This window comes from Citrobacter enshiensis (assembly GCF_029338175.1).
Classification (GTDB): domain Bacteria; phylum Pseudomonadota; class Gammaproteobacteria; order Enterobacterales; family Enterobacteriaceae; genus Citrobacter_D; species Citrobacter_D enshiensis.
Window position 1 is genome coordinate 2598257 of sequence record NZ_CP119862.1, and the last position, 16483, is coordinate 2614739.

The following is a 16483-nucleotide window of genomic DNA, read 5'->3' on the forward strand; positions in this document are numbered from 1 at the left end:
ACGTATCCTGACGACTTTCCTGGTCCCGGAGGGTAATACACCCTCCCTAACATCCTAAGTGTAACGGCAGACCGTCGAAGAAAAATTCAGTTAACTCTGAGATCGTGGGTTCGCAGGGAAAATAGCGCCCAGCACGCTCGGTTCTGAGGCCCCCGTCACTGAAGGCAGGTTTCCCGGTAACCCAGCGAGCGTTCTCCAGGCAAGCCAGGCAAAGGCAAGCGCTTCCATATCATCACCGCTGATCCCGGCGTCATCCGTACTGGTCACTTCCGTTCCAGGCAACAACCCTGCCAGACGCGCCATCAGCAACGGGTTACGGCTGCCGCCGCCGCAGACCATTAACCGCTCGCAGCCGCCGCTCAGCAACACTTGCTCTGAAATCGTCACCGCCGTCAGTTCCGTCAGCGTCGCCTGCACATCGCGAGGATGAAGGCCCGGAAATAATGAGAGATGCCGTTCTATCCAGCCGTAGTTGAAATACTCACGCCCGGTACTCTTCGGCGCTGGCAGCGAAAAATAAGGGTCGCTCAGCATATTCTGCAGCAATGGGAGGATAACATTGCCCTCGCTCGCCCACTGCGCGTCTTTGTCATAGGGTTTACCACACTGCCGCCAGATCCACGCATCCATGAGCATATTCCCCGGCCCCGTGTCATAGCCGCGCACCGGTTGTTCGGGGATCAGCAGCGACAAATTGGCAATCCCCCCAATGTTCAGCACCATGCGTCGTTCAGTGGGATGCGCCAGCAGCGCCTGATGAAACGCCGGAACCAATGGCGCGCCCTGGCCGCCCAGCGCAATGTCACGACGGCGAAAATCGCCCACCACCGTTATCCCGGTGCGCGCCACGATCTGGTTGTTATCGCCAATTTGCAAGGTATGCGGCGCAATCCCGACAGGCTCATGCCACACCGTCTGCCCATGGCAGCCGATGGCAATAACGTCCTGAGGCTTCAGATTTTGCTGTGAGAGCATCGCGTTGACTGCATCGGCAAAGAGTTGCCCGAGCTGTGTATCCAACTGACCAAATTGGGAAAGCGTGAGTTGCTGCCCCTGGCAAATATCCAGTATGGCCTGTTTCAGATGAACAGGAATCGGCCAGGTCAGACTCGCCTGTTGCGCCACCATATTTTCGTCAATTGCCGCCAGCACAACATCGACACCGTCAAGACTGGTCCCGGACATAACACCAATAAAACGGCCCGATTTCATATGTTTTCCTTTTTGGCATGGATTTCACTTATCACACTCAACCATAAAATATCGGTCAATGCCACGCTTCACTGCCGAAATTTAACCGCGCTTTCAGCGCGATGAATCTGTATTCTGATAAATATCGCGAATGATTCGTTTATACTTGGTTAACCCAATTCTGATTATGATTTTCACAATGTTCCAGCAGAACATGTGACCTTAGGCTCACAAATGCCATATAATTTGACCATGAGGGATGCTTAAGTAGCGTTTCGTGGTGAACAGGAGATTTATAAATGATTAAACGTGTGCTGATCGTTTCAATGATGGGGTTATCTTTGGCAGGCTGTACGAACACCGATAGCCTTTCCGGGGATGTCTATACCGCGTCTGAAGCAAAACAAGTTCAGAATGTCACGTACGGGACTATTGTGAATGCTCGTCCGGTTCAAATTCAGGGTGGCGATGATTCGAATGTCATCGGCGCTATCGGCGGTGCGGTATTGGGTGGTTTCATCGGTAACACCGTCGGCGGCGGTACCGGACGTTCTCTGGCAACCGCGGCGGGTGCAGTAGCCGGTGGCGTTGCAGGTCAGAGCGTACAGGGTGCGATTAACAAAACTCAGGGTGTGGAGCTGGAAATCCGTAAAGATGACGGCAACACCATCATGGTTGTTCAGAAACAAGGCAGCACCACGTTCTCTGCAGGTCAGCGCGTTGTACTGGCCAGCAACGGCAGCCAGGTTACCGTGTCTCCGCGCTAACCGAATCTCTAGTCTGAATATCGCTGATGTCGCCTGAAGTAAGACGAGTATGTGTGGCCTGATCTGGCCACACATATGTCTTGCGGCGTTAACCCTGCGATTGCAACTCGATAATATTGTGCTCAAGTTTGGCAATCAGCTTAATTAAAACGTCAATTTCCTGCGCTGAAATCCCTTCCAGAATCTCGCCACGCGTCTTATTAATCACGGCTTCCATCTCGGTGATAAGAGGCGCTGCTTTTTCCGTTAGCTTTATCCGTTTAGCGCGACGATCGCTTGCGCACGTCTGTCGCGAAATTAACCCTTTCTCTTCGAGCTGATCCAACGTACGAACCAGCGAAGGCTGCTCAATGCCGATCGCTTTTGCCAGTTGTATTTGCGACTGCTCCGGCGGCAGTTGGTGTATGTTGTGCAGCGTTACCCAGTGTGTCTGCGTCAACTCCAGAGGTTTCAGGCGATGGTCAATCAGAGCACGCCAAATGCGCACCAACCGTGCCAGATCAGAACCTAGTGGCGATTCCAATTTCATCTCCTTATAATTAGCTTGCTAAGTTATTATACTGATTTTAGAATAGTGTGCAGCATTTATATTCTCAAAACAAATGTATTGCTAAATTTGCTTACGGGTAGACATTTTTTCAGACATTATGCGAGAAAGAGGTGCGTTGCCCCGGTTTGTGCTAACCCTAAAGCCACGCTTTCTAACGCAAAGGAATATTGCTTGTGACATTCATGTTCAACGCAACAGGATTGCCCGTACAAGATCTGGTGTTCGGCGCATCAATTTATTTTCCTCCACTATTCAAAGCGTTCGCGCTGGCATTTGTCATCTGGTTGATGATTCATCGCCTGTTGCGCGACTGGATTTACTCAGGTGAAATCTGGCATCCCCTGCTGATGGATCTCTCTATCTTTACACTTTGCGTCTGCCTGAGCCTTATCTTACTGACTGTGTGGTGATTATGTCGCTGAAAACTATTAAATATTTTTCAACAATTGGGGTTGCCGTTATCGCCGTGCTGGCCGGCTGGTGGCTGTGGAATTATTACATGCAGTCGCCGTGGACGCGCGATGGCAAAGTCCGGGCAGAACAAGTAAGTGTGACGCCTCAGGTCTCCGGAAGCATTATTCAACTCAACGTTAAAGATAATCAGTTCGTCAATGCAGGCGATCTCCTCTTTACCATCGACAAGACCCCTTTCCATATTGCTGAACTTAACGCACAGGCACAGTTGGCGAAAGCGCAGTCCGACCTGGCAAAAGCCAATAATGAGGCAAATCGCCGTCGGCATTTATCACAAAACTATATCTCCGCCGAGGATATGGACACAGCGAATCTGAACGTTAAAGCTATGCAGGCCAGTGTTGAAGTCGCCAGAGCGACCCTGAAACAAGCGCAGTGGCAGCTAACCCAGACGGAAGTCAAAGCCCCTGTTGCGGGGTGGGTAACCAACCTTTCGACCCGCACGGGAGATTATGCCACCACCGGGCAGCCCCTGTTTGCGCTTGTCGACAGTCACTCATTTTATGTGGTGGGGTATTTTGAGGAGACCAAATTACGCCATATCCATGAAGGCGCTCCGGCACAAATCACGTTATACAGCGGCAACATAAAGTTACAGGGTCACGTATCCAGCATTGGCCGGGCCATCTACGATCAAAGCGTGGAGAGCGATTCCGGGCTGGTGCCTGATATCAAACCCAATGTTCCATGGGTTCGCCTGGCGCAACGCGTCCCTGTGCGTATTGAATTTAACGCATTGCCGCATGACGTCACGCTGGTGTCGGGCACCACATGCAGCGTGGCGATTACTGGTCAGCGCTAATGAAACGCCTTCATCAGGTGTTGCAAAACGCCCCCTGGTTTAAAGCGACATCCGGGCAATGGCGATATGCCTTACGCAACACCATAGCGATGTGTCTTGCGCTGACGTTTGCCTATTATCTGAACCTGGATGAACCCTACTGGGCGATGACGTCTGCGGCCGTTGTGAGTTTTCCTACGGTGGGCGGCGTTATCAGCAAAAGCCTGGGGCGTATCGCCGGGAGTTTGCTTGGCGCAACCGCTGCCCTGATTCTGGCAGGCCATACCCTCAACGAGCCGTGGCTCTTTCTGCTGAGTATGGCCGCCTGGATTGGCTTTTGTACCTGGGCCTGCGCGCACTTCACCAACAACGTGGCCTATGCGTTTCAGTTAGCGGGCTATACGGCTGCAATCATCGCCTTTCCGATGGTCAACATTAGCGAGATCACCCAGTTATGGGACATCGCTCAGGCCCGCGTATGCGAAGTAATTGTCGGAATTTTGTGTGGGGCGATGATGATGATGATCTTGCCCAGTACCTCTGACGGCACCGCATTACTCACCGCGTTAAAAAACATGCACGCGCGATTGCTGGAGCATGCCAGCCAGCTCTGGCGGCCCGAGACAACCGACGCGATTCGTTCCGCCCACGAAGGGGTGATTGGTCAAATTCTGACGATGAATTTGTTACGCATCCAGGCCTTCTGGAGCCATTATCGCTTTCGTCGACAGAATGCCTTGCTCAATTCACTGCTGCACCAACAGCTGCGCCTGACCAGCGTCATCTCGAGTCTTCGCCGGATGTTACTGAACTGGCCCAACCCACCGGCGCATCTCCAGGAGGTGATTGAGCAACTGCTGGTCACTCTCGCCAAACCGCAGACGGACAGCTACACCGTGGCGCGGATCATCGCCCCATTGCGTCCTCTGGACAAGCAAGATTATCGGCACGTTGCATTCTGGCAGCGGTTACGTTATTTCTGCCGAGTCTACTTACAAAATAGCCATCGCTTAAATTTGCTGGAAAATGGCGCGCCGGTTGAGCAAATAAACGTGAAACGCAGCCCTGGACTTGCGCGCCACACCGACAATGCGGAAGCCATCTGGAGTGGCTTACGTACGTTTTGCACATTGATGGTGATTGGCGCATGGAGCATTGGCGCACAGTGGGAGTCAGGCTCTGGCGCGTTAACGCTGGCGGCCATCAGTTGCGTACTTTATTCTGCCGTTGCAACGCCTTTCAAATCGCTCTCTCTGCTGATGCGCACGCTTGTTCTGTTGTCGCTGTTCAGTTTCGTCGTCAAATTTGGGCTGATGGTACAAATCACCGATCTCTGGCAGTTCTTGTTGTTCCTGTTCCCGCTGCTCGCGACGATGCAGTTGCTGAAGTTACAAATGCCAAAGCTGGCGGGGCTTTGGGGACAACTCATTGTGTTTATGGGGTCGTTTATCGCCGTCACCAACCCACCGGTTTATGATCTGGCTGATTTTTTAAACGACAACGTCGCCAAGATAGCCGGAGTTGCCCTCTCATGGCTGGCATTCGCCATACTCCGCCCCGGCTCAGACGCCAGGAAAAGCCGACGTCACATTCGCGCTTTACGCCGGGATTTTGTGGATCAGCTCAGCCGTTACCCCTCTCTTAGCGAGAATGAATTTGAATCCCTGACGTATCATCACGTTAGCCAACTCAGCAACAGCCAGGACGCGTTAGCGCGACGTTGGTTATTACGTTGGGGTGTGGTGTTGCTGAACTGTTCGCACGTTGTGTGGCAATTACGCGCCTGGGAAGCACGTTCAGATCCACTTTCGCGAGTGAGGGATATTTGCATCTCGTTATTGCATGGCGTAATGAGCGAGCGCGGCGTTCAGCAACGCCCACTCGCGACCACTTTGCAGGAATTGCAGCGCATCTGCGACACGCTTGCGCACCATCATCAGCCCGCAGCTCAAGAACTGGCGGCGCTTATCTGGCGACTTCACTGCTCACTTTCGCAGCTTGAACAAGCGCCACCGCAGGGTACGCTGACATCCTGATTATTTGATAACGCCACAGGCGTAACGCGCCCCGCCACCGCCCAGCGGTTTTGGCTGATCGGACATGGTATCGCCGCCAACATGGATCATCAGCGCCTTGTCTTTAACATCATCAAGGGATTTGAGTCGCGGGGCGATGACAGGCGCTGTCGCCGTACCGTCGCTGTTCACCACCAGCAGGGGCAAGTCGCCCATATGGCCTGCGCCATTGGGTCCTTCGTGCTTGCCGGTTTTGTGGGGATCGAGATGTCCTCCCGCGGCCTCAGCGGCGGAGGCTTTGCCCTCTTTCATCGCGGGCTCGCAGCTACCGTTGGCATGGACGTGGAAGCCATGTTCTCCTGCGGGTAATGCTTTAAGATCGGGGGTAAATTGCAGGCCCTTATCGGTTTCTGTGATAGTGACCGTGCCAATCGCTTGCCCGACGCCTTGCGACGTCACCAGATTCATTTCCACTTTTTCACTGTTGGCTTGCGCACCCGCACAAACCAACAGCGTCAACATTGCCAGACTCACACGTTTCATAAGACCTCCGTCAATTTATCTCCCCGTTAAGTGTAAACCAGCGAGATAATATTGAGCGTAAAGTCCGTATGTTCGTTATGGCACGTCGTAACCGAGGGCGGCTTTGCGGATACGGAACCATTGCTGGCGCGACATATTCAACGATTCTGCTTCAATTGCTGAACGCACCCGCTCAATTTTCCCGGAACCGATAATAGGCAATGGCTGCGAAGGCAGTCGCAGAATCCACGCATACACCACCTGTTCGATGGATTGCGCATTGAGCTCTTCTGCAATCGTGGCGAGTTCGTTACGCAGCGGCTGGTATTCGTCATCATTAAACAGGCGCCCACCGCCGAGGCAGGACCAGGCCATTGGACGAATGCGCAGTTGCTGGAGCTGATCGAGGGTGCCATCCAGTAACAAAGGCTGATGGACCGGCGAGATTTCCACCTGGTTGGTTGCGAGGGTAAACGGCAGACGTGACTGCAACAAAGTGAACTGCGCAGGTGTGAAGTTCGACACCCCAAAGTGTCTGACTTTTCCACTTTTGTGCAACTGTTTAAACGCTTCTGCGACATCATCGGCGTCCATCAACGGATCGGGGCGATGGATCAACAGGAGATCAAGATGGTCGGTTGCCAGATTTTTCAGCGACTGCTCTGCGCTGGCAACAATATGGTCGGAATCGGTAATGTAATGACCGAGCGTATTTTCTGCCCGGGCGGTAGTGGCAATACCGCACTTGGTCACAATTTGCATGCGTTCGCGCAGATGCGGCGCCAGCTTCATGGCCTCGCCAAAGGCCGCTTCACACTGGTAGCCACCATAAATATCCGCATGGTCAACCGTGGTAACGCCTAATTCAAGATGCTCTTCAATGAAACTCACCAACTGACGCGCGGACATATTCCAGTCCATTAAACGCCAGTAGCCCATAACGAAGCGGGAAAACTCCGGACCTTGCGGCGCAATCGTGACACGCTGAACCATAACAGCTTCCTCATCAATAGACAGGTTTTGAGTATACGCAATTACGCTTTAAAAGAGTGAAGGTTGTTGCGGTTCTTCCTGCGGGTCGGGTTTGTTTGCACGCAATCTGCGCATCAGGCGTTGACGGCATAAGCGCAACACCTCTTGTTTTTCGGCATCGCTCATATTTTGCCAGTTAAAGCGCTCATCCCGGCTGCGCAGACATCCACGACAAAACCCACGCTCATCCGACTGACAGATACCGCGACACGGGCTCTGGACGGGAAAAAACTCCAACTGCTCAGCCACATCCCCTCCTTAATTGAGATTGCCCTGCACCACATACGTCATGCTGCGGCGCACCGCCTGAAGGATGACGTGTCTATGACAATTGAAGACGCTAACTGAAATTCTGGCAACTCCTGTTGCATTAGACCGACTGGTCTATTACACTCTTTTCCCATGAACAAACAGACTGAACATGACACACGCGAACATCTTCTGGCAACAGGCGAAAAGCTTTGCATGCAGAAAGGCTTCACCGGAATGGGGTTGAGCGAACTGCTGAAAACCGCCGAAGTGCCCAAGGGTTCGTTTTATCATTATTTTCGCTCTAAAGAAGCGTTTGGCGTCGCGATGCTGGAACGCCATTATGCGGCGTACCATCTGCGTCTGGCGACACTCCTGGAATCCGGTGCGGGAAATTATCGCGACCGGATTCTGACGTACTATCAGGAAAACCTGAACCGGTTTTGCCAGCAAGGCAGTATTAGCGGGTGCTTAACCGTTAAACTTTCCGCTGAGGTGTGCGATCTTTCGGAAGATATGCGTACCGCGATGGACAAAGGTGCCCGGCACATTACTGCGCTACTGGCGCAAGCGCTGGAAAAAGGGCGTGATAGTCACTGTTTGTCGTTTGTCGGTGAACCTCTGCAGCAGGCGCAGGTACTTTATGCCCTGTGGTTAGGGGCGAATTTGCAGGCCAAAATTTCTCGTAGCGCCGCGCCGCTGGAAAGCGCGCTGGCACACGTAAAAACCATTGTTGCAACGCCTGCCGTTTAACAGGCGTTTTTATTTACTTTATCACTAGTCGACCGGTCTACTCAGGAGTCATTCATTATGTCGTCCGAAAAATTATTTACCCCACTGAAAGTCGGGGCCATTACCGCCGCAAACCGCGTATTTATGGCCCCTCTTACACGTTTACGCAGCATTGAACCCGGCGATATTCCGACACCGTTAATGGCGGAGTATTATCGTCAACGCGCAAGCTCAGGGTTGATCATCTCCGAAGCCACGCAGATTTCTGCCCAGGCAAAAGGTTACGCTGGCGCACCAGGCCTGCACAGCCCGGAACAGATTGCCGCATGGAAAAAAATCACTGCCGGCGTTCACGCTGAACAAGGTCATATTGCCGTTCAACTTTGGCACACCGGTCGTATCTCTCACAACAGCCTTCAGCCGAACGGCCAGGCGCCCGTTTCGGCGTCAGCGATCGGCGCGGGTACCCGTACTTCTCTGCGCGATGAGAAGGGTCACGCAATCCGCGTAGATACATCAACACCGCGCGCGCTGGAAACCGAAGAAATCCCTGGCATCGTGAACGATTTCCGCCAGGCGATTGCGAATGCGCGTGAAGCCGGATTTGATCTGGTGGAGCTGCATTCAGCCCACGGCTATCTGTTACATCAGTTCCTTTCCCCGACCTCAAACCACCGTACCGATCAATACGGCGGTAGCGTAGAAAACCGTGCGCGTCTGGTGCTGGAAGTGGTGGATGCCGGTATTCAGGAATGGGGGGCAGACCGCATTGGTATTCGCGTGTCGCCGATAGGGTCTTTCCAGAATGTGGATAACGGTCCGAACGAAGAACCCGACGCGCTGTATCTGATTGAACAGCTGGGTAAACGCGGTATTGCCTATCTGCACATGTCCGAGCCGGACTGGGCAGGCGGTCAGCCATATAGCGAAGAATTCCGTCGTAAAGTGCGTGAACGCTTCCACGGTCCGATTATCGGTGCTGGCGCGTACACCCCGGAAAAAGCGGAGGACCTGATCGCCAAAGGTCTGATCGATGCCGTGGCATTTGGTCGCGCGTATATCGCCAACCCTGACCTGGTTGCGCGTCTGCAACATAAAGCCGAACTCAACCCGCAACGCGCAGAAAGCTTCTATGGCGGTGGCGCGGAAGGTTATACCGACTACCCTACCCTGTAATTCCGCATTGCGTAATCCTGCATTGATAGCGGCGTAAAAACGCCGCTATACTAAAACAACATTTTGAATGTATTAGTCATTTTCGAGGGGAAAAAAGATGCGTTTACTTCATACCATGCTGCGCGTTGGCGATCTGCAACGTTCTATCGAGTTTTATACCAATATCCTGGGCATGAAACTGCTGCGCACCAGCGAAAACCCGGAATATAAATACTCATTGGCGTTTGTGGGATACGGTTCTGAAAGCGATGAAGCGGTGATCGAATTAACCTATAACTGGGGCGTTGATAAGTATGAGCTGGGCACGGCCTATGGTCACATCGCCCTGAGCGTGGACAATGCCGCCGAAGCCTGTGAACGTATTCGTCAGAATGGCGGCAACGTGACGCGTGAAGCCGGTCCGGTCAAAGGCGGTACCACGGTGATTGCGTTTGTTGAAGATCCGGACGGTTACAAAATCGAACTGATTGAAGAAAAAGACGCCGGTCGCGGTCTGGGCAACTAATGCCTGCCGGGCGCAGATTCTCTGCGCCCATTTATCGTCCTTTTCCGCTTTGCCATTATTGATAGGACAATTCATAGATAACGGAAGCCGAGACTTTCCCGCCGACAATCGTGTCGTCGGACGTTCTGTAATATCTGGCAGACATCGGAATACTGTACTGCCCTTCGCTCGCATTCCCCACCGTAAAGGATTCGTTCAGATGAACCGTTTGCGGCGTTTGTCCTCCGTCTTTGACTGATAAGATCTGCACCCCGACGTTTTGCGCCAGTCCGTCACCGACATCGTTATACAGCACGCCATTTTCAGCGTCACCACCGTTAGGGTCGGTCAGGGTCATATTGACGGTTGTCGCAGCGTTGCACTTCAGGCCGATCGTGAAATCCACGTTGCTACCGACATCGCCTTTATGCGGCAGATCGTTGGCATTGATACGACTTAAATTTACGGTACTGGGTGTGTCGGCATTAATATCACAACTGTTTGAATTAACAGTGATGATAAAACTCGATACAAATATTGACTGGCACTGATCCCCAGTATCGGATGTCTGAGATGACGATATACATATACCGGCCAGGCTTTGGAGGGGAATAATATAACTGCCAGCAACCAGTGGACCTGTTGTGACAAAATAAATCTTATATTTCGCGCCCAGGGAGCCCTCATGCAACATACCATCGATCGACCACAATGGTTTTGAAGGGGATACGTCAAATGGCTGATAGGGTTCGTTAGGATCGGCTACTGCCATCGCAAAACCAAAACTCGTATATTCATTATTGGCATCCAGAATAGGATACACGGGTAAAACGCCTTCTGGCGAAGAATATGTACCCGTAGAAACAGTCCACATATTATTTGTCCATGTTGATGTTCCGGTTCCAGAGCACACTGTTCCCGTAAAAATAAACACTTCGTTATAGTCGGATGCATAAGGCTGACCAATCAATGTTCCGACTGGATAAGCTGAAGGGTTATCAGTATCTATAGTTATCTTGCCAGGTGTAGCGATCAGATTGGTTTTATCCACACATGCTCGCGTATATCTTGCATATCCCTTCGACGGCATCCCGCACAGCAATAATGCAATAACAGACAGCATTACCATTCGCAGTGAGTAGTTCAATGTTTTGTTTAGAATTAAAATAATCGCTGTCATATATTCCTGTTATCCATTATGTGCCGGGAGTTTATCTGCAACTTTCCACAAACGGCTTCAGCGCCGTTTTCCTTGTCTTTTCAGGTTCTGGCGCAAGGGCATAATTGACACGACACTGCTCATTTTCATCATCGCCCCATTTAATATGCAGACTGCCCTTATCATTCGGCACGCGGGCATAAATCAGACTCCCCTGCGAGACCACCCCGACGCTGACGCCGTTGTCATCAAAAACATCCGCCCCAAACGGCAGTGTTTTACCGGAAAAATTTGCCTGAATTAAAACCGGTCTCCCCTGGCGGGCATCAAACTTCGCCTTCACCACTGCGCCAGAGCGCGGGACTATTTTTTGCGAGGTGCTTTCCAGTTCAGCGTTTTCAGATATCCCTTTCGGATCAATGACCACATCATTTAATTGATAAGGATTGGTTGACGGAAACAGGGCATAGCCAAAACGGTCAATGGTCACGCCGGGATAAGAGGGTATTGCCGCCCCTTCCGCCCCTTTTGCCTCTACCAGAGTGAACGTATCCCCCGTGTAGGGTGAAAATGTAATACCGCCAGAATGCGCGACCAGGGAACCAGACATGCCTACCGAAGCACTGCGGTAATCGCGACCTTTACTGTAGGTTGCGGAAAGTGAAGCGATGCCGCCTTTATATGTCCCACCAACGTTGCCGCTTGTTCCCGCATAGTCGTCATGACTGCCGCTGACCGAGTAGGTATATTGGTTCTGTTCACCGAGGCTGCCCGAAATAATCGCCTGCTCTGAGGCCGAGCCAGATGAGTCCTGGTTATAGCTCATACTGAGTTGCGGCGCATACGTCCCCGTATCGTGGCTTTCCCACAACGGCAGCGAGAAATTCAGAAAATAACTGGTCTGAGAGTTGCCCCACTCGTCCTGGCTGCGGCTGATATTCAGACTATAACTCAACCATTTATAACTATTGGAATAACCGATCTGATATTGCCGCTCAGCAGATCCTTTATTCCAGTAGTTTTCCAGGCTGGCGCTGACGTATAACTGGCCCCATCCGTCCTTCAGTCCCTGACTCAGGTTAAGCGTAAAACGGTTTTTCTGTCGCTGAATCTGATTGCCGTCATCGCCATGATGGAGATCATCACGGGCTTCCATCGCAGTGAGGTAATCCATATAGCCACTACTGGAGAAACGGTACGCGGCCAGCGTGATATTACTGTTCGTTTCATTAATCAGTTTGCTGTAACTTATCTGATAGCTCTGACCTGACATGTTTTCATGATTAGGAAGATGCGCTCTGGATTGGGTGACATCAAAAGCAATTGCGCCAATGGGAAAGCCTAAGGCAGTCCCTACTTTTACCGCCTGATAATCCTTGTTTGCCTGAACGCCCCCATACCCTGTCAGTATGTTTGTAAAGCCCTGCTGCCAGGTTGCTTCCGTAAAGACAGGATCGTCCGACACGCTGTTGCTACGCAGTTTTCCCGCACTGAGGCTGTAGCGCGTACTTCCGGGGCGCAATAATTGCGACACCGAAGAATAAGGAATGGAAAAGTTCTGCTGCGAGCCATCGGCTTCTTCAATGCTCACATCCAGGTTGCCGCCATAGCCGGTCGGATACAGATCGCTGATCACAAACGCACCGGGTGAAACGGTGGTTTCATAAATCGTCTGACCGCTCTGTTTAACCGTCACCTTCGCATTCGTTTTCGCCACACCCCGTATTTCGGGTGCATAACCGCGCTGCGATTGTGGCAACATGCGCTCGTCGCTGGCAACCTGCGCCCCACTGATGGGCAATGTATCAAACAGTTGTCCGCTGGTATTGAGTTGCCCGGCAGCCAGACGCCCCCAAATAGCGGGAATATCCCGCTGCACATAGGTATTCAGGACATTATAATGACCGCCCTGATCCTGCATCCAGTTATAAGATCCATTATGGCGAAGATACCATGCGCCGATATTCAGACCGCTGTTGATCGACGCATAAAATGATTTCGACTCATAGTTGCTGTTCTTAGATTCATAGCCATTCATCGCGTATCCCAGCATCAGGGCGGGTATCCCGCTATCCCACATTGACGGGGGTACCGAACCGCGAGGAAGTTTATCAATATAGACTTGCGGGATGGAGAGATTTAATTGCTGAGCTTCGCTGTCAAATTCCTGCGTTGCCTCCGGAATGATATCCTGTATACGCGTGCAGTTCTTACTGTCGATCAGTATGTCCCATTGCGTGAATTTAATTTTTTCTTTTTTAAAACTGATCAGTTCAAAGACATTGCCTGGGATACACGCGTCAACAGTATTATTCGCCCCTCCCCGAAATTCGACATTCGATATCGTCAATTTTTCGGTGTTTAGTGTGACAATAACTTTATAGATACCCGGCAATACACTGGCACCATTTGAAAATCTTTTCAGGTCAACAACTTGTGCACCTGAGCGATTAACAAAAGCATCATTAAATTCATAATTCCCTGCCACTTCCATCGAGGTGGCGTCTGTTGTTGCTCCGGCGACAGCATATTGCAATGGGAGCACAACATTAACACAGCACAGCACATAAAATAAGCGCATAATAAAATCACCGGTGAGTGAATTATTTTTTGACTTTATATTTGTTTAATCCACCAAAATCATTGATTGATGCATATTCGATTGAATCTACGCTACTCACCTGATTTACACCGTTGAAATGAAAATCACTTGTTCCACCCGGTGAAATCATCTGTCCGGCGGCAACCACTTTTTTCCCACCCGATGTATAAGTCACTTCACTCAGCGTGACATAATAAGGTGTTGGGTTTGTCGCTGTGACACCGTTACCGTTGATGCTCCAGCGCAATAAATCAGGGGCGTCATTGGCACTGCCTTTTAGTGAATCAGGTCGGTAGAAAAGCTTGATGCGTGTTTTGAAGGCAATATTGATCTGGCTTGCGTTAATAGAGTCCTTCGACTTTGCAGGGATAGCCAATACATTCAGATAAAAAACAGACTCTTTATCCTGTGCAAGGGTGTTTTCCGCAAGCAAACTGATCCTTAACGTCTGCCCTTTTCCCGCATTCACCCGATTAATGGGCGGCGTTAAGACAAACACTGATGATATTTTATCTGGCGTCTCGTTCTTGACACCATTATCGATCCAACTCTGCGCCAGAACCGGGAGGCTTCCTGTATTTTTCATTCGTACAGTGACCTCGCTCTCGCCGGCAGGATAAATAACACGCGTCCCTTCTAATACCAGACCTGCAAATGAGAGAGTGCTGAAACCAAACAGTGTCATCAATAATGACAGTTGCCATAAGAATTTAAAACGTTTCATTAAATTAATCCAGAATTGACCGTTTGTTAACAACACTCTGTGTGACTTATTTACTGATACGACAGTTCATAAGTGGCATTAGCGGTCACTTTACCAACTGTTGGAGCAGCATCATTACTGTAATATTGCACGTTATATACAAGTGAACCTTTCCCACTGGCATCGATGGCAAATTTCGACCCGCCGCTCTGATCCGCATTTAAATCAATCGCAGTATTTGATTTAGCAACATCAACCAACTGCAGGCTTACTTTAGTCGGAGTTGCTTCTTCGTTTGCCAGGTTACCATTGGGATCAGGAGTTCCCGTTGCCACGCCGAAAGCAATACCGATACCTGTCGCGCTCGCCGCACAACCCGTAACGGATATAGTGAAAGGCTTAGGTTTTGCTGTTGTGCCTACTCCAGCGATGGTTTCTGTTGACACTTTATCAAGAGTCACCGTGCCGTTCGGTCCTGACGCATCAACGGATACATCGCAGGTTGACGCAATAACTTCTCCGGAGAATTGAATTTTCCCTTTATCTGTTGCTGCATTCGCTGTATTTATGCCAGACAAACTCACTATCGCACAGGCAGACATCACCATGTATAACTTACGCAATTTCATTTATCTCTCCAACGTATAACAAGAGTGTTTATTGAGTATCAATCATCCCTAAAATTTAGCACTCATTCGCCAGTGTTATCTGTAAGGATTCTTCATGTTATTTATAGCCACTATACTTTATATTTCCGGTAATCCGCATTCCTGAGCATCATCAGCAATCGCATACAAAGGAATAACTTTATATGCCAGTACAATAGTCAAAACAACATAATAATATTGTATATTAATAAAAAGCCGTCAGTAATCAATGTTTAGTCCAATTTTGGACAGCTCACAACATGAACACTATAATTAAACATAAATTTAACCCAGTTTGATATTGATCATTACCTCACATATTAGGAAAGTTATATTAAGAGGATATAACTGAACTCGTTAATTAAATAAATAACACGATAGCCCAAGACCTGAAAATAGAACAATGCGGATAAAAAAACATTAATACGGGATATATTTCCCTTGTGAATTTGACTCGTATGATTGTCAACGCCATTTCCCGCGTAAACCAACATTTTAATGCCGCGAGGTAATATGCTTTTTCATTTTATGAGCAGGTGTTCCTGTAATCGGAAGAGGAAGACAGTTCCCACAGGCAGTCTGATGGAACATCAGTATCCTATACAGGGTATCGATCTGCCGGTACGCAATACCTGATGTCCGCTTTTCCCTCTCCCATTCCCGTAAGCAACAAAATTTGCCATAATGCGCGCTGCAATTTTTCTGTATTAAGAGACCCTGATGTCCGATAACGCTCAACTTTCCGGTCTGTGTGACCGTTTTCGTGGTTTTTATCCTGTCGTAATCGATGTCGAAACGGCTGGGTTTAACGCCAAAACCGATGCGCTGCTTGAGATCGCCGCCATCACATTGAAAATGGATGAACACGGCTGGTTGATGCCGGACACGACGCTGCATTTCCATGTCGAACCGTTTGAAGGGGCAAACTTGCAGCCTGAGGCGCTCGCCTTTAACGGCATCGATCCGTCGAATCCGCTGCGCGGTGCCGTCAGCGAGTACGACGCGTTGCACGCGATCTTCAAAATGGTGCGCAAAGGTATCAAAGATAGCGGTTGCAACCGGGCCATCATGGTTGCCCACAACGCCACCTTCGATCACAGCTTTATGATGGCGGCAGCGGAACGTGCATCGTTGAAGCGTAATCCGTTTCATCCCTTCGTGACCTTCGATACTGCGGCACTCAGCGGTCTGGCGCTGGGGCAAACCGTGTTGTCAAAAGCCTGTCTGGCGGCAGGTATGGAGTTTGATGGTACCCAGGCGCACTCCGCCCTCTATGACACCGAACGCACCGCCATCCTGTTTTGCGAAATTGTGAACCGCTGGAAACGCCTTGGCGGGTGGCCACTACCGCTGCCGGAAGACGCTTAATCGTTTTTATCAGGCGTGCGAGCCCATAAAA

The 16483-nt window shown here is 50.5% G+C and carries 16 protein-coding genes and 1 pseudogene; 8 read left to right on the forward strand and 9 right to left on the reverse strand.

The features are described 5' to 3' along the window. Positions 1-90: 90 nt before the first annotated feature. The gene (gene anmK, locus P2W74_RS12685; RefSeq protein ID WP_276291860.1) at positions 91-1212 is read right to left on the reverse strand and encodes an anhydro-N-acetylmuramic acid kinase; all 1122 of its coding nucleotides are present in this window, start codon (positions 1210-1212) and stop codon (positions 91-93) included. Between the two features lie 278 nt (positions 1213-1490). On the opposite strand from anmK, the gene slyB reads away from it, so the two are divergent. After that, positions 1491-1958, forward strand: coding sequence for an outer membrane lipoprotein SlyB (slyB, locus tag P2W74_RS12690; RefSeq protein WP_162380421.1), 468 nt, complete (start codon positions 1491-1493; stop codon positions 1956-1958). A gap of 88 nt (positions 1959-2046) precedes the next feature. Here the strand turns inward: slyB and slyA are convergent, their stop codons facing one another. Further along, positions 2047-2487, reverse strand: a complete 441-nt coding sequence (gene slyA, locus P2W74_RS12695; RefSeq protein ID WP_276291861.1) for a transcriptional regulator SlyA — start codon at positions 2485-2487, stop codon at positions 2047-2049. A 194-nt stretch (positions 2488-2681) separates the two neighbouring features. On the opposite strand from slyA, the gene P2W74_RS12700 reads away from it, so the two are divergent. From P2W74_RS12700 to P2W74_RS12710, 3 genes and pseudogenes are all read left to right on the forward strand, one after another. Then, the gene (locus P2W74_RS12700; protein ID WP_276291862.1) at positions 2682-2918 is read left to right on the forward strand and encodes a DUF1656 domain-containing protein; all 237 of its coding nucleotides are present in this window, start codon (positions 2682-2684) and stop codon (positions 2916-2918) included. Between the two features lie 2 nt (positions 2919-2920). Further along, entirely contained in the window at positions 2921-3784 is an 864-nt protein-coding gene (locus P2W74_RS12705) for an efflux RND transporter periplasmic adaptor subunit (RefSeq protein WP_276291863.1), read from the forward strand. After that, positions 3784-5824: pseudogene (locus P2W74_RS12710) on the forward strand (FUSC family protein). Before P2W74_RS12705 ends, P2W74_RS12710 begins: the two are co-directional and overlap by 1 nt. On the opposite strand, the gene sodC reads toward P2W74_RS12710, so the two are convergent. From sodC to P2W74_RS12725, 3 genes are all read right to left on the reverse strand, one after another. Continuing rightward, positions 5800-6321 carry a superoxide dismutase [Cu-Zn] SodC gene (gene sodC / locus P2W74_RS12715; RefSeq protein WP_276291864.1) on the reverse strand — a complete coding sequence of 174 codons (522 nt, stop codon included), beginning with the start codon at positions 6319-6321 and terminating at the stop codon, positions 5800-5802. The pseudogene P2W74_RS12710 and the gene sodC sit on opposite strands and share 25 nt — an antisense overlap. A 75-nt stretch (positions 6322-6396) precedes the next feature. Further along, on the reverse strand, positions 6397-7293 hold the full coding sequence (locus P2W74_RS12720; protein WP_276291865.1) for an aldo/keto reductase: 897 nt from the start codon (positions 7291-7293) through the stop codon (positions 6397-6399). 48 nt (positions 7294-7341) lie between these two features. Further along, positions 7342-7581, reverse strand: coding sequence for a DUF1289 domain-containing protein (locus tag P2W74_RS12725; RefSeq protein WP_276291866.1), 240 nt, complete (start codon positions 7579-7581; stop codon positions 7342-7344). Between the two features lie 153 nt (positions 7582-7734). On the opposite strand from P2W74_RS12725, the gene P2W74_RS12730 reads away from it, so the two are divergent. From P2W74_RS12730 to gloA, 3 genes are all read left to right on the forward strand, one after another. Continuing rightward, entirely contained in the window at positions 7735-8334 is a 600-nt protein-coding gene (locus tag P2W74_RS12730; protein WP_276291867.1) for a TetR/AcrR family transcriptional regulator, read from the forward strand. A 57-nt stretch (positions 8335-8391) separates the two neighbouring features. Then, complete coding sequence (gene nemA / locus P2W74_RS12735; protein WP_276291868.1) at positions 8392-9489, forward strand: alkene reductase; 1098 nt, start codon at positions 8392-8394, stop codon at positions 9487-9489. A gap of 97 nt (positions 9490-9586) precedes the next feature. Then, complete coding sequence (gene gloA, locus P2W74_RS12740; RefSeq protein WP_276291869.1) at positions 9587-9994, forward strand: lactoylglutathione lyase; 408 nt, start codon at positions 9587-9589, stop codon at positions 9992-9994. A 55-nt stretch (positions 9995-10049) separates the two neighbouring features. Here the strand turns inward: gloA and P2W74_RS12745 are convergent, their stop codons facing one another. Genes P2W74_RS12745 through P2W74_RS12760 form a run of 4 tightly spaced genes read right to left on the reverse strand, consistent with a single transcriptional unit; the run spans position 10050 to position 15066 of the window. Beyond that, positions 10050-11153 (reverse strand): fimbrial protein, encoded by a 1104-nt coding sequence (locus tag P2W74_RS12745; RefSeq protein ID WP_276291870.1) that lies wholly within the window; start codon positions 11151-11153, stop codon positions 10050-10052. Between the two features lie 31 nt (positions 11154-11184). Next, entirely contained in the window at positions 11185-13713 is a 2529-nt protein-coding gene (locus P2W74_RS12750) for a fimbria/pilus outer membrane usher protein (RefSeq protein ID WP_276291871.1), read from the reverse strand. Between the two features lie 22 nt (positions 13714-13735). After that, a complete protein-coding gene (locus P2W74_RS12755) occupies positions 13736-14458 on the reverse strand; it encodes a fimbrial biogenesis chaperone (RefSeq protein ID WP_276291872.1) in 723 nt (240 codons plus the stop codon). Positions 14459-14508: 50 nt separating this feature from the next. Next, positions 14509-15066: a fimbrial protein gene (locus tag P2W74_RS12760; protein ID WP_276291873.1), complete on the reverse strand. Its 558-nt coding sequence runs from the start codon at positions 15064-15066 to the stop codon at positions 14509-14511. Positions 15067-15804: 738 nt separating this feature from the next. On the opposite strand from P2W74_RS12760, the gene rnt reads away from it, so the two are divergent. After that, on the forward strand, positions 15805-16452 hold the full coding sequence (rnt, locus tag P2W74_RS12765; RefSeq protein WP_276291874.1) for a ribonuclease T: 648 nt from the start codon (positions 15805-15807) through the stop codon (positions 16450-16452). The last annotated feature ends 31 nt before the right edge of the window (positions 16453-16483 follow it).

Coding starts and splice junctions, on each gene's coding strand:
- anmK (WP_276291860.1), bottom strand. CDS start 1,212: ATGAAATCGGGCCGTTTTATTGGTGTTATGTCCGGGACCAGTCTTGAC.
- slyB (WP_162380421.1), top strand. CDS start 1,491: ATGATTAAACGTGTGCTGATCGTTTCAATGATGGGGTTATCTTTGGCA.
- slyA (WP_276291861.1), bottom strand. CDS start 2,487: ATGAAATTGGAATCGCCACTAGGTTCTGATCTGGCACGGTTGGTGCGC.
- P2W74_RS12705 (WP_276291863.1), top strand. CDS start 2,921: ATGTCGCTGAAAACTATTAAATATTTTTCAACAATTGGGGTTGCCGTT.
- sodC (WP_276291864.1), bottom strand. CDS start 6,321: ATGAAACGTGTGAGTCTGGCAATGTTGACGCTGTTGGTTTGTGCGGGT.
- P2W74_RS12720 (WP_276291865.1), bottom strand. CDS start 7,293: ATGGTTCAGCGTGTCACGATTGCGCCGCAAGGTCCGGAGTTTTCCCGC.
- P2W74_RS12730 (WP_276291867.1), top strand. CDS start 7,735: ATGAACAAACAGACTGAACATGACACACGCGAACATCTTCTGGCAACA.
- nemA (WP_276291868.1), top strand. CDS start 8,392: ATGTCGTCCGAAAAATTATTTACCCCACTGAAAGTCGGGGCCATTACC.
- gloA (WP_276291869.1), top strand. CDS start 9,587: ATGCGTTTACTTCATACCATGCTGCGCGTTGGCGATCTGCAACGTTCT.
- P2W74_RS12745 (WP_276291870.1), bottom strand. CDS start 11,153: ATGACAGCGATTATTTTAATTCTAAACAAAACATTGAACTACTCACTG.
- P2W74_RS12750 (WP_276291871.1), bottom strand. CDS start 13,713: ATGCGCTTATTTTATGTGCTGTGCTGTGTTAATGTTGTGCTCCCATTG.
- P2W74_RS12755 (WP_276291872.1), bottom strand. CDS start 14,458: ATGAAACGTTTTAAATTCTTATGGCAACTGTCATTATTGATGACACTG.
- P2W74_RS12760 (WP_276291873.1), bottom strand. CDS start 15,066: ATGAAATTGCGTAAGTTATACATGGTGATGTCTGCCTGTGCGATAGTG.
- rnt (WP_276291874.1), top strand. CDS start 15,805: ATGTCCGATAACGCTCAACTTTCCGGTCTGTGTGACCGTTTTCGTGGT.